Raw genomic sequence first — 17940 nt, 5'->3', positions numbered from 1 at the left:
CTGGTATTCCAGCCCTTTCTCCTGAGGATAATCCGTTAAATATGTAAAATCCTGTCAGTGTAATAAAGATATCGTAATTGCGCTGTTATCTTATATTGCTGCTTTCATTATCTCTCTAGCCTGAAGTTACTTTCTCACCCGTAAAAATAATATTTCACAAGCTTAATGGTTTCTTAATACAAAGCCTGTACAACGTTAGGGTAACTTCAGAGGTCGTCGGTAATTTATGATGAACAGCACCAATAAACTAAGTGTTATTATCCCGTTATATAATGCGGGAGATGATTTCAACGCTTGCATGGAATCTTTAATTGCGCAAACCTGGACTGCTCTGGAAATTATTATTATTAACGATGGATCAACGGATAATTCTGTTGAAATAGCAAAGCATTACGCAGAAAAACATCCACATGTTCGCTTGCTGCATCAGGCGAATGCTGGCGCATCGGTGGCGCGTAATCGCGGGATCGAGGCAGCGACGGGCAAATATGTTGCTTTTGTCGATGCTGATGATGAAGTCTATCCCACCATGTATGAAACGCTGATGACTATGGCGTTAGAGGACGATCTCGACGTGGCGCAGTGCAACGCTGACTGGTGTTTTCGTGAAACGGGGGAAACCTGGCAATCCATTCCCACCGATCGCATACGCTCAACCGGCGTATTAACCGGCCCGGACTGGCTGCGGATGGGACTTTCTTCTCGCCGCTGGACTCACGTTGTCTGGATGGGTGTTTATCGCCGCGATGTTATTGTAAAAAATAACATTAAATTTGTTGCCGGATTACATCATCAGGATATTGTCTGGACAACAGAATTTATGTTTAACGCGCTGCGTGCGCGATATACTGAGCAATCGTTATATAAATATTATCTGCATAATACGTCAGTGAGTCGGTTGAATAGACAAGGGAATAAAAACCTTAATTATCAACGGCACTATATTAAGATTACCCGACTGCTGGAGAAATTAAATCGAAATTATGCCGACAAAATTACAATTTATCCGGAATTTCATCAGCAAATAACTTACGAAGCATTGCGTGTTTGCCATGCGGTGCGCAAAGAGCCGGATATTATTACTCGCCAACGGATGATTGCTGAGATATTTACTTCCGGCATGTATAAGCGCCTGATTACTAATGTTCGCAGCGTAAAGGTGGGTTATCAGGCATTACTGTGGTCTTTCCGCTTATGGCAATGGCGCGACAAAACACGATCGCACCATCGCATTACGCGTAGCGCCTTTAATTTGCGCTAGCGTTAAACTTCGCCGCTTCGGGCTGTTTGCCCCAGCCTTGCCACTGATGCTGGAAGTAAACGATCAGCGTGCTCTGGCTGATGCTTTCGCTTAATACTTCAAAGAAGCGATTCGCATAAACTGGCTCCAGCGGTTTTTTCGGTTTACACAGCTTCACGCCACGGAACGGATTACGCGGTGCATCGGGTACAGTATTTTTCGGCGGTGTAGATGTATCGACCTGTGGTTCATTCAGCAAGCTGCTGGCTTTCACCAGCGTAATGTCTGGCGGCAGGTTATAAACCATTTGTTGCAATACGCGTACCGTTGAGGGATGTGGATGACCAATGGCGATGGTCGAACCGTTGCGACGCGCCAGGTCAATTGCACGATTAAACTGTACACGAATATCCGCTTCATTTTGCGAATCGTCGAGGAACACCTTCCGTTTAATAACCTTCACGCCAGTGCCTTGTGCGGCGCGCATCGCCTGGGTATTACCGATGGTTACGCTGTCGAGGAAGTAAAGATTGTAACGCGCCAGCGCCTGCATCACTTTCTGCATACCAAACAGGTTAGAGGTCATTTTGCTGCCCATGTGGTTGTTGATTCCCACGGCATAGGGCACGTTATTGACCGCACTACGAATAATGCGCTCAATTTCGTCGCTGCTCATCTCCGGGCGCAGCGTGTTTTTCTCCAGCGGCTGTTTACTCAACGGTGCCATTGGCAGATGGATCAACACTTCGTGACCGCTGTTATGCGCTTTGGTCGCCATCTCTCTGGCGTGCGGTGAATCGGGTAACACGGCGACGGAGATCGCGGAGGGCATTGCCAGCACCTGGTTTTCGTTGTGCGGGCGATAACCAAAATCATCAATGACGATGGCTAGTTTGCCAGCAATTACGGGGGAGGAGAGCGCCAACAGCGCGGCAAATGCAAGAACGTTACGACGAAATGGAAACAAAACTTATCTTCCCAACCACGGTTGTGGATTGACCGCCTGACCCTGGCGGCGAATTTCGAAATAGAGTGAAGGCCGACCCTGACCACCACTGCTGCCCACCAGTGCAATTGGCTGGCCCGCGCGAACCTGCGAACCAACGCTCACCAGTGCGCTCTGATTATAGCCGTAAAGACTCATGTCGCCTTTACCGTGCTCAACCACCACCACCAGACCGTAGCCTTGCAGCCAGTCAGCCAGAATCACCCGACCGTCGGCAATCGCTTTAACTTCAGTACCTTCAGAAGCACCGATAACCATCCCTTTCCAACGCAGTTCGCCTTGTAGCTGTTCGCCATAGCGATGCAGCGTTGGCCCGCGAACCGGCCAGAATGCCTGACCGCGCGGCGCGCCCAGACCACCAGTTCGGGACATCAGCGATTTTTCGCTTTCGGTCGGTTTGTAGGTGGTGCCTTTACGCGTCGCTTCTTTCTGACGGTCGCGAACCGCCTGAGCTTCGCGCGCTTCACGTTCAGCACGCGCTTTCGCTGCCGCTTCTGCACGGGCAATGCTGTTACGCAGACGGGATTCGTTGGCACGCAGTTCACTTAGCTGCTGCTGACCTTGCTGGATGGAAGATTCCAGCCCCGCCAGCGTCTTTTTACGCTCGTTCAGCGCCTGAGTCAGTTTCGCCTGTTGGGCGCGCTGCTCATATAACAGCGTTTGTTGCTCGCTTTGTTTCTCTTCCAGTTCAGCACGCTGCATGGCGACTTCTTCACGCGTTTGCTTCAACTGGGCGATGGTTTCTTGTCGCGCCTGGTTGAGATAGCCGAAGTAAGCTTGCAATCGTTGACCGCGCTGGCTTTCTTCACCGCTGAGAATCAGCTGAATACCGGTATGTTCACCCTGACGAAACGCGGCATCCAGTTGCGCGGCGAGGCTGCGTTCCTGGGCGGCTTTTTGCTGCTCTAGTTTGGCAATCGACGCGTTCATCTCATCAATCTGTTTATTCAGTTGATTGAGCGTGTTTTGCGTTTCGCGCAGCTTGCGGGTGGCTTCGGAGATCGCCTCTTCCTGCTTTTTCAGCTGAGCAAGCAGGCTTGAGCGTTGTTGCTGCTGTTGGCGTACCGCGCGCTCTTTCGCGGCGATATCGGCCTGAATAGACTTGAGTTGGTCGCGGTCATCCGCGTGGGCGGAAAACGTGCACAACAATACGCCAGCGCTAAGAACGCTGGCGTAAATGATGGGCCTGACTGCAAACCTGCGCGGTTTCGTGGCCCGTGTCATGGTATTAATCGCCTTTCCCCTCATGGGGAGGGATTATTCCACGATGAACAGCGGCTTACCAGTCATCTCTTGCGGGATTTCCATCCCCATCAGCGACAACATGGTCGGTGCGATGTCAGAAAGCTTACCGCCTTCAACCGCTTTCACGTTCTTATCACCAACGTAAATCAGCGGAACTGGCAGGTTGGTGTGTGCTGTGTGTGCCTGACCCGTTGCCGGATCGCGCATCTGTTCAGCGTTACCGTGGTCAGCGGTGATCAGCAGTTGTCCACCCACGGACTCAACGGCTTTTGTCACTTCTGCAACACAGTGATCCAGCGCTTCTACCGCTTTAACCGCCGCTTCCATCACCCCGGTGTGACCTACCATGTCGCCGTTCGGATAGTTACAGATAATGGTGTCGTATTTGCCGCTCTTGATTGCCGCAACCAGTTTTTCGGTCAGCTCTGCGGAGCTCATTTCCGGTTGCAGATCGTAGGTAGCCACTTTCGGTGAGTTGATCAGAATGCGATCTTCGCCTTTGAACGACTCTTCTACGCCACCGTTGAAGAAGAAAGTAACGTGGGCATATTTTTCGGTTTCGGAAATACGCAGCTGAGTTTTGTCGTTTTTCGCCATCCACTCGCCGAAGGTGTTAACCAGAGACGCCGGTGGGTAAGCCACTGCGGTTTTGATGTCAGCGGCGTATTCGGTCAGCATCACGAAATCGACGTTAACCACTTTCTTACGCGCGAAGCCATCGAAATCAGCGTTCACGAATGCACGAGTGATTTCACGCGCACGGTCAGCACGGAAGTTCATGAAAATCAGCGCGTCGCCGTCTTCCATTGCTGCATCTGGCTGGCCTTCCGCACGGATAACGGTCGCTTTCACGAATTCGTCGTTTTCGTCGCGAGCATAAGCAGCCTGCAAACCAGCAACGGCAGTATCGGCCTGGAATTCACCCTGCGCCAGAGTCAGCAGGTCATAGGCTTTTTCAACGCGATCCCAACGGTTGTCGCGGTCCATCGCGTAGTAACGACCAATGATGGACGCTACGCGGCCTTTACCCAGCGCGGCAAATTTCTCTTCGAATTTTTTCAGCGAAGATTCAGCACTGCGCGGCGGAGTGTCGCGACCGTCAAGGAATGCGTGCAGGTAGATTTTTTCTGCGCCGCGTTCAGCTGCCAGTTCTACCATCGCCATGATGTGATCTTCGTGGCTGTGTACGCCGCCTGCGGAGAGCAGACCCATAATGTGTACTGCTTTGCCTGCGTTTTTCGCTTTATCTACCGCACCAGTCAGTACCGGGTTAGCGAAGAAAGCGCGATCTTTGATTTCAACGTCCAGACGAGTCAGGTCCTGATACACGATGCGGCCGGCACCCAGGTTAACGTGGCCTACTTCGGAGTTACCCATCTGACGGTCAGGCAGACCGACTTCCAGACCGGAAGCGTCGATCAGGGTATGCGGACGATTGGCCCACAGTGCATCCATTACCGGGGTTTTAGCACTAAAAATGGCGTTATCCTGCTGTTCTTCGCGATAGCCATAGCCATCCAGAATCACCAGTACCATAGGTTTTTTAGAAACCGACATTGCGACAACCTCATACTCAAGAGTCAAAATTTGCGTAATTTTACTACAGCTGAATCGATAAAATAGCCTCTGAAGATCAAAATATACGACCGCTCGCGGCAAGCCGATGCCAGATTTGCGATTTTTTTTCGTAGCGCCCCGCAAAATTGCATTCCAGTTAACGCGCTGGCTGTATTTGCCGCACTGCGCAGGTATACTCCTTTCCTGGTTTTTTTAATCACTACGTCGGGAGTTGTTACCCCCCATGCAAGAAATTATGCAATTTGTTGGCCGTCATCCCATACTGAGTATCGCCTGGATCGCGTTACTGGTGGCGGTTCTTGTCACTACGTTTAAGAGCCTGACCTCGAAAGTGAAGGTGATTACTCGTGGTGAAGCTACGCGTCTGATCAACAAAGAAGACGCTGTGGTTGTGGATTTACGTCAGCGTGATGACTTCCGTAAAGGCCATATCGCAGGATCTATCAATCTGTTGCCGAGCGAAATCAAAGCCAACAATGTTGGTGAGCTTGAGAAGCACAAAGACAAACCGGTTATCGTGGTAGACGGTTCTGGCATGCAGTGCCAGGAGCCTGCAAACGCGCTGACGAAAGCTGGTTTTACGCAAGTATTCGTGCTGAAAGACGGCGTCGCTGGCTGGGCTGGCGAAAACTTGCCTCTGGTGCGCGGCAAATAATTTACCTGTCGTCTTTCATGATGCAGGCCGTTAGCTGCAATTATGCCCCCAGCGACTTATTGTTATAAGCTTCTGGGGACACTCCATTTTGCTGCCGCCCTGCAACATGAAATTTCAGGGTAAAAAACAGGAGCTAAGTTATGGCCAATGTTGAAATCTATACCAAAGAAACCTGCCCGTATTGCCATCGTGCAAAAGCACTGCTGAGCAGCAAGGGCGTGAGTTTTCAGGAGCTGCCGATCGATGGCAACGCCGCTAAGCGTGAAGAGATGATCAAACGCAGCGGTCGCACCACGGTTCCCCAGATTTTTATTGACGCACAGCACATTGGCGGCTGTGATGACTTGTATGCATTGGATGCACGTGGTGGACTGGATCCCCTGCTGAAATAACGTGTGAACGTTGGCATTACATTGCGCAGTATTTAAGGACAACACTTAAGGGTTTTCTACACATGTCAGAACAAAACAACACCGAAATGACTTTCCAGATCCAACGTATTTATACCAAGGATATTTCTTTCGAAGCGCCGAACGCGCCGCACGTTTTCCAGAAAGATTGGCAGCCAGAAGTTAAACTTGATCTGGATACGGCATCTTCTCAACTGGCAGATGACGTTTACGAAGTGGTACTGCGTGTTACCGTAACGGCATCCCTGGGCGAAGAAACTGCGTTCCTGTGTGAAGTTCAGCAGGGCGGTATTTTCTCCATCGCGGGTATCGAAGGCACCCAGCTGGCACATTGCCTGGGCGCATACTGCCCGAACATTCTGTTCCCGTATGCTCGTGAATGCATCACCAGCATGGTATCCCGCGGTACATTCCCGCAACTGAACCTTGCGCCGGTTAACTTCGATGCGCTGTTCATGAACTATTTGCAGCAGCAGGCTGGCGAAGGTACTGAAGAACATCAGGATGCCTGATGAATCAACGTAATGCTTCAATGACTGTGATCGGTGCCGGCTCGTACGGCACCGCTCTTGCCATCACCCTGGCAAGAAATGGCCACGAGGTTGTCCTCTGGGGCCATGACCCTGAACATATCGCAACGCTTGAACGCGACCGCTGTAACGCCGCGTTTCTCCCCGATGTGCCTTTTCCCGATACGCTCCATCTTGAAAGCGATCTCGCCACCGCGCTGGCAGCCAGCCGTAATATTCTCGTCGTCGTACCCAGCCATGTCTTTGGTGAAGTGCTGCGCCAGATTAAACCGCTGATGCGTTCTGATGCGCGTCTGGTGTGGGCGACTAAAGGTCTGGAAGCGGAAACCGGGCGTCTGTTACAGGACGTGGCGCGTGAGGCGTTAGGCGATCAAATTCCGCTAGCGGTTATCTCTGGCCCAACATTTGCGAAAGAACTGGCGGCAGGTTTACCGACGGCTATTTCGCTGGCCTCTACCGACCAGACCTTCGCCGATGATCTCCAGCAGTTGCTGCACTGTGGCAAAAGTTTCCGCGTTTACAGCAATCCGGATTTCATTGGCGTGCAGCTTGGCGGCGCGGTGAAAAACGTCATTGCCATTGGCGCGGGGATGTCCGACGGTATCGGTTTTGGCGCGAATGCACGAACGGCGCTAATTACCCGTGGTCTGGCTGAGATGTCGCGTCTTGGCGCGGCGCTGGGTGCCGATCCTGCCACCTTTATGGGAATGGCGGGGCTGGGCGATCTGGTGCTTACCTGTACCGACAACCAGTCGCGTAACCGCCGTTTTGGCATGATGCTCGGTCAGGGCATGGATGTACAAAGCGCGCAGGAGAAGATTGGTCAGGTGGTGGAAGGCTATCGCAATACGAAAGAAGTCCGCGAGTTGGCGCATCGCTTCGGCGTTGAAATGCCAATAACCGAGGAAATTTATCAAGTATTATATTGCGGAAAAAACGCGCGCGAGGCAGCATTGACTTTACTAGGTCGTGCACGCAAGGACGAGCGCAGCAGCCACTAAACCCAGGGAACCTTTGTTACCGCTATGACCCGGCCCGCGCAGAACGGGCCGGTCATTATCTCATCGTGTGGAGTAAGCAATGTCGTGTGAAGAACTGGAAATTGTCTGGAACAATATTAAAGCTGAAGCCAGAACGCTGGCGGACTGTGAGCCAATGCTGGCCAGTTTTTACCACGCGACACTACTCAAGCACGAAAACCTTGGCAGTGCGCTGAGCTACATGCTGGCGAACAAGCTGTCATCGCCAATCATGCCTGCCATTGCTATCCGTGAAGTGGTGGAAGAAGCCTATGCCGCCGACCCGGAAATGATCGCTTCTGCGGCCTGCGATATTCAGGCGGTGCGTACCCGCGACCCGGCGGTGGATAAATACTCAACGCCGTTGTTATACCTGAAAGGTTTTCATGCCTTGCAGGCGTATCGCATCGGTCACTGGCTGTGGAATCAGGGCCGTCGCGCACTGGCTATTTTTCTGCAAAACCAGGTTTCTGTGACGTTTCAGGTCGATATTCACCCGGCAGCAAAAATTGGCCGTGGCATTATGCTCGACCACGCGACGGGCATTGTCGTTGGTGAAACGGCGGTGATTGAAAACGACGTGTCGATTCTGCAATCCGTCACCCTTGGCGGTACAGGGAAAACCAGCGGTGACCGTCACCCGAAAATTCGTGAAGGCGTGATGATTGGCGCGGGCGCGAAAATTCTCGGCAATATTGAAGTTGGGCGCGGCGCGAAGATTGGCGCAGGTTCCGTGGTGCTGCAACCGGTGCCGCCGCATACTACCGCCGCTGGCGTTCCGGCACGCATTGTCGGTAAACCAGACAGCGATAAGCCGTCGATGGATATGGACCAGCATTTCAACGGTATTAACCATACGTTTGAGTATGGGGATGGGATCTGACGTTCTGTGATCGTGCCGGATGCGATGCTAACGCATTTTATCCGGCCTGGCGTAACTAATCTCTCAATACCGCTCCCGGATACCCCAACTGGCGCCAGGCTTCATACACCACTACCGAAACCGCATTGGACAGGTTCATGCTGCGGCTGTCCGGCACCATTGGAATACGAATTTTTTGTTCAGCGGGCAGGGCATCAAGAATGCTCGCTGGCAGGCCGCGTGTTTCCGGGCCGAACATCAGATAGTCGCCATCCTGATAGCTTACGGCGCTATGTGCGGGCGTACCTTTTGTAGTGAGGGCAAACAGGCGCTGGGGATTTTCTGCTTCGAGGAACGCGCTGTAGTCATGATGACGCGTAACGGCGGTAAATTCGTGGTAGTCCAGCCCTGCGCGGCGCAGGCGCTTATCGTCCCAGGCAAATCCCATTGGTTCGATGATATGCAGACGAAAGCCGGTATTAGCGCAAAGACGGATGATGTTGCCAGTATTTGGCGGAATTTCTGGTTCGTAAAGTACGATGTTTAGCATACTGCCCCCTTAGTGCGGGGGCAGGATAGCAGAAAATTGGTGAGCCGTGCGGCCTTTTCCCCTCACCCCGGCCCTCTCCCCAGAGGGGCGAGGGGGCTCAAACGACTATGCCGCATTCCCTTTCGCCATCGGAGCCAGCGCCGCAGGCAACTCTTTACCCAGCCCCTGCACCAACGAATCTTGCGTAATTTCGCTGATCGATTTCGCGCCCGTCAGCGTCATTGCCACTTTCATCTCTTTCTCAATCAGATTCAGTAGGTTAGCCACGCCCGCCTGGCCCGCTGTTGCCAGCGCATACAGGAAAGCACGACCCAGCAGTACGGTGTCGGCACCGAGCGCAATCATACGCACGACATCAAGCCCGTTACGAATGCCGCTATCTGCCAGAATGGCGATATCACCTTTCACCGCATCCGCAATAGCAGGCAGTGCGCGGGCAGAAGAGAGCACGCCATCTAACTGACGACCGCCGTGGTTAGAAACCACAATCCCGTCAGCGCCAAAACGTACCGCATCACGCGCATCTTCTGGGTCGAGGATCCCTTTGATCACCATCGGGCCATCCCAGAAATCGCGGATCCACTCAAGGTCTTTCCATGAGATGGACGGATCGAAGTTATTCCCCAGCCAGCCGATGTAATCTTCCAGCCCGGTCGGTTTGCCAAGGTAAGCCGAGATATTACCTAAATCATGCGGACGACCATTCAGGCCCACATCCCACGCCCATTGTGGGTGAGTCACCGCCTGCAGGTAGCGGCGCATTGCGGCGTTCGGGCCGCTCATACCCGAATGCGCATCACGGTAGCGTGCGCCCGGCGTTGGCATATCCACGGTGAAAACCAGCGTCGAACACCCCGCGGCTTTTGCTCGTTCCAGTGCGTTACGCATAAAACCGCGATCGCGCAGTACGTAAAGCTGGAACCACATTGGGCGCTTGATGGCGGGTGCGACTTCCTCAATCGGGCAAACGGAAACCGTCGAGAGGGTAAACGGAATGCCATGCGCATCCGCCGCTTTTGCGGCCTGAACTTCGCCGCGTCGCGCATACATGCCGCACAAGCCCACTGGAGCCAGCGCTACCGGCATCGACAATTTCTCATTAAACAGCGTCGTTTCCAGACTTAAGTCGGACATGTTTTTCAGAATACGCTGGCGCAGCGCCACTTCTGATAAATCTTCCATGTTACGACGCAGGGTATATTCAGAATATGCGCCGCCATCCATATAGTGGAACAGGAACGGCGGCAGAATGCGTTGTGCTGCGGCGCGATAATCGCTGGCTGCAGAAATAATCATGCGTTTTTCTCCCTCGAATGCTCATTATGCTCACCGGGCAGGCGGGTAATACGTGCACGGCGCGCCTGATCTTCATCGAATCTTTTCATGGTGCTGTGGACAAAACTGAGATGCGCCATCATCGCTTTACGCGCACCGTCGGCATCCCCGGTAAAAATGGCGTCAATGACCGCCTGATGCTGCTCGGTCAGTTGTGAAAAAACGGGCGGCACGAGATACATCCGTTGACGGCTTTGCTCACCGAGGATTGCAGAACATCAAAGAAACCACGCATGGTTTGTAGCAGCACGATGTTATGCGAGGCTTCGGCAATCGCCAGATGAAAACGAACGTCCGCTTGCGAAGCGAGGTCCGGGTCTTCGCTGAGCGTTGCCTCAAAGCAAAGCTGAATTTTCTCTTTGTCACCTGGCGTGGCGCGCATCGCTGCATGCCATGCGGTGCTGGCTTCAATGGCGTAGCGGGCTTCCAGAATATCGAAACTGTAATCCGGATCATCGGCCATCAGCGTTTTTAGCGGCTGGACGATGTTTTGCTCCGACCACGCGTCATGACGCCAGCGCACAAATGTGCCACCACCGCGACGACTAAGAAGTACGCCTTCGCTCACCAGTTTTGCCAGCGCTTCGCGCAGTGAATTACGCGACACGCCGAGTTGCATCGCCAGTTGGCGTTCAGCGGGCAACTTCATGCCCGCCTCCAGCTGTTTTTCATCAATCAGCGCCCGCACACGGGAGGCAACTTCGTCTGACAGGCGTCTGGGTGTAGCAATCATTAAGGAATCATCCACGTTAAGACGTAAGCCTGAAGCGTGGTGATCACGCCCACCATACAGGTGAATATCAGGCTGTGTTTGACGGTAAAGCGGAACAGGTCTGACTCTTTGCCAACCAGGCCTACCGCCGCACAGGCGATAGCGATGGATTGCGGGGAGATCATCTTCCCGGTAACACCGCCGGTGGTATTGGCGGCAACCAGCAACAGGTCAGAGACGCCAATTTGTTGTGCGGCCGTGGCTTGCAGAGCGGCAAACAGAGCGTTAGATGACGTATCCGACCCGGTCAGGAATACCCCCAGCCAGCCGAGGAATGGCGAGAAGAAGGTGAATGCATGACCGGTGTGCGCCAGTGCCAGCGCCAGTGTTGACGACAGCCCGGAATAGTTCGAAATAAAGGCGAATGCCAGCACCATACCGATGGAGTAGATGGGCAGCGCCAGTTCTTTCAGCGTGCTGCCGAAGGTGCTGAGAGCGTCAGACGGTTTCATCTTCAGCCAGACAACCGAGAGCAGCGCAGCAAACAGAATGGCGGTACCGGTGGCAGAGAACCAGTCAAACTTAAACACGGCGGCGTAGGCTGTAGCCTCGCTGACCACCGGCGGCATACGGGCAACCAGTTTGTCGAGATACGGCACCGGAATGTTGATCACCCATTCATACAGCGCGCCGCCCGAAGCGAACAGTGCTTTAAATGGCGGGATACTCCAAAGTGTTACGGTGGCGGTCAGGAACAGGAACGGTGTCCAGGCACGCAGCACCTGACCCGCCGTGTAACCTGTGTGAGCCAGCGTCATATCAACCTGCGATGCACCCAGATCGCCGAAGCGGAAAACGCGTACCGGTTGCCAGCGTTTGAGGAAGAGTGTCAGGCAGAGCAGCGATACCAGCGAAGAGATAATGTCCGGCAGTTCCGGCCCAATGAAGTTGGAGCTGAGATACTGTGCGATGGCAAACGAACCACCTGCAACCACGACCGCAGGCCACGTCTCTTTAATACCGCGCCAGCCGTCCATAATCGCCATGATCCAGAACAGGACGATAATGGTCATAAACGGTAGCTGACGACCCACCATCTGGCCGATCTCAAAGCTGTCGATGCCTGTTACCTGTCCGGCAACCAGAATTGGAATACCCATCGCACCAAATGCCACTGGCGCGGTGTTAACAATCAGGCACAGTCCGGCGGCGTACAGAGGTTTAAAGCCCAGGCCGACCAGCAATGCGGCGGTGATCGCCACCGGTGCGCCGAAGCCCGCAGCCCCTTCGAGAAATGCGCCGAAACAGAAACCGACGATCAGCATTTGCAGACGCTGGTCTGGGGTTATCGAAAGAATCGACGAGCGGATAATGTCAAACTGTCCGGTTTTCACCGAGATCTTATAGACGAACACCGCCGCAATAATGATCCACGCGATTGGCCACAAACCGTAGAAGAAGCCATAAACCACCGAGGCCAGCGCGTTGGCGACCGGCATTTTATAGAACAGCAAAGCCACGGCCAGGGCGATGGCAACCGTCCAGGTGGCGGCGACGTATCCTTTCAGTTTGAGCTTAATCAGCGCAAAGAAGAAAAACAGGATGGGAAGCGATGCTATCAGGCTGGAAAGCCAGATATTCCCGGCGGGATCATAGTTTTGTTGCCAGAGATTCATTGCAGGTCTCCTGGAGTCCACGCACATCGTGTAATGAGTCTGTTGCTCATCTCCTTGTCACACGTTGTGTAAAAGTGGCACTGCCAATTTTGTAGTGTAGGGATAATGACAATGAATGGTTAACCAAATGTTATTAATTGGCAACGGTTATGTGAGTTTTAATTGGGGAACTGTGAACCAGAGGTCAGATAAGCGAAGAATTGGTAGGGCCAATTTTTGTGGGGGGAGATGTCTGGTAAAGAAAAGGGCAATCCTCATCAGAGAATTGCCCTTAGATTGTTGACCCGGAGCGCTTATCCGGCCTACGGATGGCGCGAGAATTTGTAGGCCTGATAAGACGCGCAAGCGTCGCATCAGGCAGTCGGCACTGTTGCCGGATGCGGCGTGAACGCCTTATCCGGCCTACAGGAATGTGCAGCATCCTCCTGTAGGCCTGATGCGCGTAACGCATCAGGCAATTTGGCGTTTACCCATTCGTTAATGGATGATTACCACTGGATACCGGCACCGAGTGCGGCGGAGTATTCACCCTGGCTATTGGTACTACCTTGTAATTTGTAGACCCAACGACCATTGGCGCTCACCATCGACACACCTAAAGCAACAGCTGATTCACCGTTGTAAGTACCGCCACCAATAGAGGCCATGCTGGCACCCGGCGTGTAAGCCTGCGGCAGACCGGTCATCGCCATTGCGGAAGCGATACCACCACTCAGCTTGCTTTCGGTTTTGGACAGTTTGTTATCCATCTCAACCATGCGCTGATCGGTGTATTGCTTCGTTTCCTGCACGCTTTGTTTCAACTGCGCGTAGTTCACCGCGTCGTTGTTGTTCACGCCAGCGGAAACGTTGCTGATACGAGTCGTACCGCCACTGCCACCACCGAGGGTAATGCTGCTGTAGTCAACAGAACCGTCAGATTTGGTGTCGTAGCGCACGCCACCCGCTTCAGAAGACTTCAACTGCGCAACGTTAACCGCGTCAGTCGCGTTTTTACCTGCGGCAACGTTAGTAATACGGCGTTGATTAGTGGAAGAACCGACAGAGATCGTATTTTCTTCATTTGCCACGGAACCCGTACCCAGTGCGACGCTGTTATCAGCGGCAGCAATGGAACCGGAACCAATCGCGACACTATCTTGACCCTGCGCGTTGGCATCAACACCTGTCGTGTTGGTCTTGAAGTATTTGGTGCTACCGGTAGTCACGATATCGCCAATACCGTTTTCGATATTGGTGACGCGTGTATCCAGATTCGTGACCTGGGTATTCAGGTTAGTAATGCTCTGGGTGTTTTGCGCCACACGCTCGTCGGTGACTTTCAGCTGCCCAACGTTGACAGCATCGGTATCCGCTGAACCTGCTGCGACGTTGGTAATCTGACGTTGACCGTCTTCACTGCCCACAGAGAATTCGCCCACAGAGTTCTGCGGTGCATCCATGTTGTAACCGGTGTAGCCAGTCTGCGCGCCACGGGTAGTCTGAGAACCATTACCCATTGCAATACTGTTTGCATGGTTTGCGCGTGCGTTACTGCCGATAGCAATACCGTTGATCGCATCTGCCAGAACCAGAGTGTTCAGGCCAATACCAATACCCGCATTACCATTAACGATAGTTTTCGCACCCATTGCCAGCGACTCTTCACCGACTGCCAGTGAATCTTCAGCCGTTGAGTTAGCGTGGAAGTATTTGGTCGGCGTGGTAGCGACTGCACCAATGGCATTCTGCAACTGGCGAACCGTAACGGCGTCATGGGCTTCGGAACCATCGGCTACGTTGATGATTTGACGATATTTACCGTCATCACCAATCGACAGCGCGCCAAGCAGTTCACCGTCAGTGGTGTCATAACCAATAACAACGCCATTTTCCGTTACGCTGGTGTTACGTGAACCTTTAACAATCACACGTTTGGAAACAGAGCTGCTACCCAGGGCGATACCCGTGTCAACTTCGCTGCGGCTGTCCTGACCGATGGCTACGCTGCTGGCATGAGAGGCAACAGCGTTATAACCCACTGCTGTAGCGCCAACACCCTGCGCGCTGGCGTCGTTGAACGCTAAGCCGTCGTCGTTGGTACGCACATAGTTAATACCTGCACCATTCTCTGCGATGTACGTCGTGTCGGTGTTTCCGGCAAGCTGATTGATGATTTGGCTATTCTGCTCGATCAGCAGGTTAGCGGCATTCAGTTGGGAACCGTTGACGGCGTCGGTGCTACCCGCTTCAATCAGACCATCAGCCACATTGGTGATTTTGCTGGCGTTGCCTTTATGGTTGGCGCTGTAGGCACCCGCAGCGTCATCCCACAGCAGGGCATTATCATCGAGCGCATCCAGAGCTTCACCGACGTTGTTGTAACTTCCACCCGCGATTGTATAAGTTGGCGCAGCGATAGAACCGTCAGCGTTAACTTTTGCGTTACCCCCCAGGGCATCAGCAATGTACTTATTGGTGTCGTAGAGTTGCGAACCGTTAATGGCATCGCTGCTGTTATTAGAAACTACACCATCTGCGACGTCAGTAATGACGCTGGCGGTGCCACCGTGTTTGGCGCTGAATTTATTGGCGGTAGTATCCCAGAGCAGAGCATCACCGAGCGAAGCGCTAAATGACGTGTTAATGGCTTCCAGTGCAGCACCGACGTTAGTGTAGGCCTTACCACCAATAGTGTAGGTTGGTCCGGTTAATTCGCCCGTATCGCTGATATCGGCACCACCGCCAAGATAGGTCGTAAAGGAATCAGCTAAACTATAAAGTTGTGAGCCATTAATGGCATCGGTGCTGGTGGAAGATACGGTACCTGCCAGTAAGTTGGTGATTTTGCTGTCAGTACCGTTAGGGCCGTGTTTGGCGCTGAAGGAAGAACTATCCCACTGCAGCGCGTCGTCTTCAAGTGCATCAATGCTCAGGGTGTGGCTATCCACTGTGCCGTCGATACCTTCGACAGTGCTGGTCAGGGCGCTGACGTTGTTATTGGTGGTATTCAGTTGTGAACCGTTAACCGCGTCAGTGCTGGTTGATGATACTGCTCCATTAGCGACGTTGGTAATAATGCTCGGAGAGTTGTCTTTTCCATGTCCTGCACTGAATGCGCCAGCATTGGAATCCCAGAGCAGAGAGTCTTGCTTCAGGTCATACAACTGAGAGCCGTTCACGGCATCAGAACTATTACCATCAATCACACCATCAGCGACGTTGGTAATAATGCTCGGAGAGTTGTCTTTTCCATGTCCTGCACTGAATGCGCCAGCATTGGATTTAGCGGTTGCATCCCAGAACAGAGCATCGTCCTCAAGCGCCTCCAGAGCGCCGCCAACGTTGTGGTAGTCCTGACCACCAATGTTATAGGTTGGTGCAGCAAATACACCCGTATCACTCATTGTTGCGCCGCCGCCCAAATAGGACGTAATGGTTTTCGCAGTGCTTTGGAGTTGTGTACCATTAATGGCGTCGGTGCTGGTTGAGGATATCGTTCCAGCATCGAGGTTGGTAATTTTGCTGACCGTACTTGGATCACCATGAGCCGCACTGAATGCGCCAGCATTGGAATCCCAGAGCAGAGAGTCTTGCTTCAGGTCATACAACTGCGAGCCGTTCACGGCCTCAAAGCTGTCTTCACTAATCAGACCATCAGCGACGTCAGTAATGACGCTTTGTGCCAGGGAGTTTTTCTTTGAGCCATCGGTATTAAAGGTGGTATGGCTGGCGCTGTATTTCTTGTTTTTTTCGTCCCAGTGTAACGTGTTATTATCGATGCCCTGGAGAGCCTCTCCCACGTTATTGTACTGGCCGCTTTGTAGATAATATGTGGGGGCTTTAAGCGTCCCGTCAGAGTTTATAACATTATTAGGATCAGCATGAAATCCTCCGAGTCTGTCAGAAACAGACTTACTGATGGCATAAAGTTGTGATCCGTTAATGGCATCGGTGCTGTCTTTATTGATGTCACCTTTACCCATATTGACTATTTTGCGCTCTGAACCGAGGCTACCTACAGATACAGTATTGTCTGCATCAGCTATGGAATTTGCACCAATGGCGACTGCGTTATCACCATTTGCGCTGGCGCCAACACCGAAAGCAAGGCTGCTTTTGCCCCCCGCGTTACTGTCGTTGCCCAGTGCAATGGCGTTCTCACCCGCTGAAGTGCTGCCACTGCCCAGTGCAATTGAACCAACTTTGGTTGCTCTGCTGTTTTGACCTATAGCGATGGAGTTGGTTTCTCCAGCACTGGCATTGTCTCCCAGCGCCAGGCTGGATTTCCCTGTCGCATCCGCGTTAAAGCCAACCGCCGTCGCATTTTCACCAGCTTCGCTGTCTGCACCAATTGCAATAGCGTTCGCTGCACTGGCAAGTGATAGTCTGCCTAATGCCAGGCTGTCTGTGCCTTTAGCTTCACTCTCACGACCTGCGGCAATCGCATCAACGCCTTCTGCACTGGCGTCTGCACCTATGGCGACACTATATTGTGCAGAACTGGAACTTTTGTAACCTAATGCAAGGCTTTTTTCGCCTGTCGCGGTGCTGTTAGTGCCGAATGCCGCCGCATAATGCTTACCGGATTCATTGTTGGCGAGATCGGCGGCCACACCGGCTACGCTGCCATGACCAAATGCCAATGACTCATCTCCGAATGCTTTTGCTGTGACCCCTACTGCCATAGAGTGGCCGCCACTTGCTTTGGCCGACGCCCCTATAGCTGTACTTCTGTCGCCACTGGCATTCGCCTTCACCCCCAACGCTGTTGACGCATCGCCGTCAGCAGAACTTCTGGCACCTATTGACGTACTATATTTACCCAAAGCGCTGGCAAGATTCCCTATAGCAGTCGATGCACCGTCGAGACCTGTGTGCTGGCTTGCTGTTGAGCCTTCCCCGATAGCCACCCATCCATTACCACTATTATGACCTGTTGGTACAACAGGAGTACCAGTTGCATTATCTGCATATGCAAATGGCGACAACAACCCACCCGCAACCACAGCAGAAATTAACAGCTTACTGCGCCCGGATTTCTTGCCACGGCTTTTTGCCGTTTCGCTGGCAACGCTGTAACTGCCCGTTGCCGGATTCCAGATAACTTTAAATATTTTGTTCATTATTGATGCTCTCTATT

The 17940-nt window shown here is 52.8% G+C and carries 13 protein-coding genes and 1 pseudogene; 6 read left to right on the top strand and 8 right to left on the bottom strand.

Annotation, left to right across the window (positions count from 1 at the left end):
• Nucleotides 1-226: 226 nt before the first annotated feature.
• A complete protein-coding gene (gene waaH, locus D9736_RS11560; RefSeq protein ID WP_130258363.1) occupies nt 227-1261 on the top strand; it encodes a UDP-glucuronate:LPS(HepIII) glycosyltransferase in 1035 nt (344 codons plus the stop codon).
• Here waaH and D9736_RS11555 read toward each other — a convergent pair.
• Genes D9736_RS11555 through gpmM form a run of 3 tightly spaced genes read right to left on the bottom strand, consistent with a single transcriptional unit; the run spans nt 1248 to nt 5048 of the window.
• On the bottom strand, nt 1248-2207 hold the full coding sequence (locus D9736_RS11555; protein WP_130215190.1) for a divergent polysaccharide deacetylase family protein: 960 nt from the start codon (nt 2205-2207) through the stop codon (nt 1248-1250). The genes waaH and D9736_RS11555 overlap by 14 nt on opposite strands.
• Nucleotides 2208-2210: 3 nt before the next feature.
• Nucleotides 2211-3470: a murein hydrolase activator EnvC gene (gene envC, locus D9736_RS11550; protein ID WP_001626259.1), complete on the bottom strand. Its 1260-nt coding sequence runs from the start codon at nt 3468-3470 to the stop codon at nt 2211-2213.
• 33 nt (nt 3471-3503) lie between these two features.
• Nucleotides 3504-5048, bottom strand: a complete 1545-nt coding sequence (gene gpmM, locus D9736_RS11545; protein WP_130215192.1) for a 2,3-bisphosphoglycerate-independent phosphoglycerate mutase — start codon at nt 5046-5048, stop codon at nt 3504-3506.
• A gap of 244 nt (nt 5049-5292) precedes the next feature.
• Here gpmM and D9736_RS11535 point away from each other — a divergent pair, with 244 nt between their 5' ends.
• The 5 genes from D9736_RS11535 to cysE all read left to right on the top strand — a co-directional run bounded on the left by D9736_RS11535 (nt 5293) and on the right by cysE (nt 8566).
• Nucleotides 5293-5724, top strand: a complete 432-nt coding sequence (locus tag D9736_RS11535; protein ID WP_130258362.1) for a rhodanese-like domain-containing protein — start codon at nt 5293-5295, stop codon at nt 5722-5724.
• Nucleotides 5725-5864: 140 nt separating this feature from the next.
• Nucleotides 5865-6116 (top strand): glutaredoxin 3, encoded by a 252-nt coding sequence (grxC, locus tag D9736_RS11530; protein WP_000024392.1) that lies wholly within the window; start codon nt 5865-5867, stop codon nt 6114-6116.
• A gap of 62 nt (nt 6117-6178) precedes the next feature.
• Complete coding sequence (gene secB / locus D9736_RS11525) at nt 6179-6646, top strand: protein-export chaperone SecB (RefSeq protein WP_130206686.1); 468 nt, start codon at nt 6179-6181, stop codon at nt 6644-6646.
• The gene (gene gpsA, locus D9736_RS11520; RefSeq protein ID WP_112914747.1) at nt 6646-7665 is read left to right on the top strand and encodes an NAD(P)H-dependent glycerol-3-phosphate dehydrogenase; all 1020 of its coding nucleotides are present in this window, start codon (nt 6646-6648) and stop codon (nt 7663-7665) included. The genes secB and gpsA overlap by 1 nt, the downstream gene beginning before the upstream one ends.
• 79 nt (nt 7666-7744) lie before the next feature.
• The gene (cysE, locus tag D9736_RS11515) at nt 7745-8566 is read left to right on the top strand and encodes a serine O-acetyltransferase (RefSeq protein ID WP_001277565.1); all 822 of its coding nucleotides are present in this window, start codon (nt 7745-7747) and stop codon (nt 8564-8566) included.
• Between the two features lie 55 nt (nt 8567-8621).
• Here the strand turns inward: cysE and trmL are convergent, their stop codons facing one another.
• The 5 genes and pseudogenes from trmL to D9736_RS11490 all read right to left on the bottom strand — a co-directional run bounded on the left by trmL (nt 8622) and on the right by D9736_RS11490 (nt 17923).
• Nucleotides 8622-9095: a tRNA (uridine(34)/cytosine(34)/5-carboxymethylaminomethyluridine(34)-2'-O)-methyltransferase TrmL gene (gene trmL / locus D9736_RS11510; RefSeq protein WP_000932351.1), complete on the bottom strand. Its 474-nt coding sequence runs from the start codon at nt 9093-9095 to the stop codon at nt 8622-8624.
• Nucleotides 9096-9200: 105 nt separating this feature from the next.
• Nucleotides 9201-10391 carry a quinone-dependent L-lactate dehydrogenase gene (gene lldD, locus D9736_RS11505; protein ID WP_130206682.1) on the bottom strand — a complete coding sequence of 397 codons (1191 nt, stop codon included), beginning with the start codon at nt 10389-10391 and terminating at the stop codon, nt 9201-9203.
• Nucleotides 10388-11163: pseudogene (lldR, locus tag D9736_RS11500) on the bottom strand (transcriptional regulator LldR). The gene lldD and the pseudogene lldR overlap by 4 nt, the downstream one beginning before the upstream one ends.
• Nucleotides 11163-12818, bottom strand: a complete 1656-nt coding sequence (lldP, locus tag D9736_RS11495) for an L-lactate permease (RefSeq protein WP_130215198.1) — start codon at nt 12816-12818, stop codon at nt 11163-11165. The pseudogene lldR and the gene lldP overlap by 1 nt, the downstream one beginning before the upstream one ends.
• A 488-nt stretch (nt 12819-13306) precedes the next feature.
• Complete coding sequence (locus tag D9736_RS11490) at nt 13307-17923, bottom strand: YadA-like family protein (RefSeq protein ID WP_130258361.1); 4617 nt, start codon at nt 17921-17923, stop codon at nt 13307-13309.
• Between the last annotated feature and the right edge of the window lie 17 nt (nt 17924-17940).

Origin of the sequence: Escherichia sp. E10V10, from assembly GCF_004211985.1 — a bacterium.
In the GTDB taxonomy this organism is placed as follows: Bacteria; Pseudomonadota; Gammaproteobacteria; order Enterobacterales; family Enterobacteriaceae; genus Escherichia.
This window is presented reverse-complemented; position numbering and strand designations above follow the sequence as displayed.

Bases quoted from the DNA above. Each gene is read 5' to 3' on its own strand.
- waaH (WP_130258363.1), top strand. From the start codon at position 227: ATGATGAACAGCACCAATAAACTAAGTGTTATTATCCCGTTATATAAT.
- envC (WP_001626259.1), bottom strand. From the start codon at position 3,470: ATGACACGGGCCACGAAACCGCGCAGGTTTGCAGTCAGGCCCATCATT.
- gpmM (WP_130215192.1), bottom strand. From the start codon at position 5,048: ATGTCGGTTTCTAAAAAACCTATGGTACTGGTGATTCTGGATGGCTAT.
- D9736_RS11535 (WP_130258362.1), top strand. From the start codon at position 5,293: ATGCAAGAAATTATGCAATTTGTTGGCCGTCATCCCATACTGAGTATC.
- grxC (WP_000024392.1), top strand. From the start codon at position 5,865: ATGGCCAATGTTGAAATCTATACCAAAGAAACCTGCCCGTATTGCCAT.
- secB (WP_130206686.1), top strand. From the start codon at position 6,179: ATGTCAGAACAAAACAACACCGAAATGACTTTCCAGATCCAACGTATT.
- gpsA (WP_112914747.1), top strand. From the start codon at position 6,646: ATGAATCAACGTAATGCTTCAATGACTGTGATCGGTGCCGGCTCGTAC.
- cysE (WP_001277565.1), top strand. From the start codon at position 7,745: ATGTCGTGTGAAGAACTGGAAATTGTCTGGAACAATATTAAAGCTGAA.
- trmL (WP_000932351.1), bottom strand. From the start codon at position 9,095: ATGCTAAACATCGTACTTTACGAACCAGAAATTCCGCCAAATACTGGC.
- lldD (WP_130206682.1), bottom strand. From the start codon at position 10,391: ATGATTATTTCTGCAGCCAGCGATTATCGCGCCGCAGCACAACGCATT.
- lldP (WP_130215198.1), bottom strand. From the start codon at position 12,818: ATGAATCTCTGGCAACAAAACTATGATCCCGCCGGGAATATCTGGCTT.
- D9736_RS11490 (WP_130258361.1), bottom strand. From the start codon at position 17,923: ATGAACAAAATATTTAAAGTTATCTGGAATCCGGCAACGGGCAGTTAC.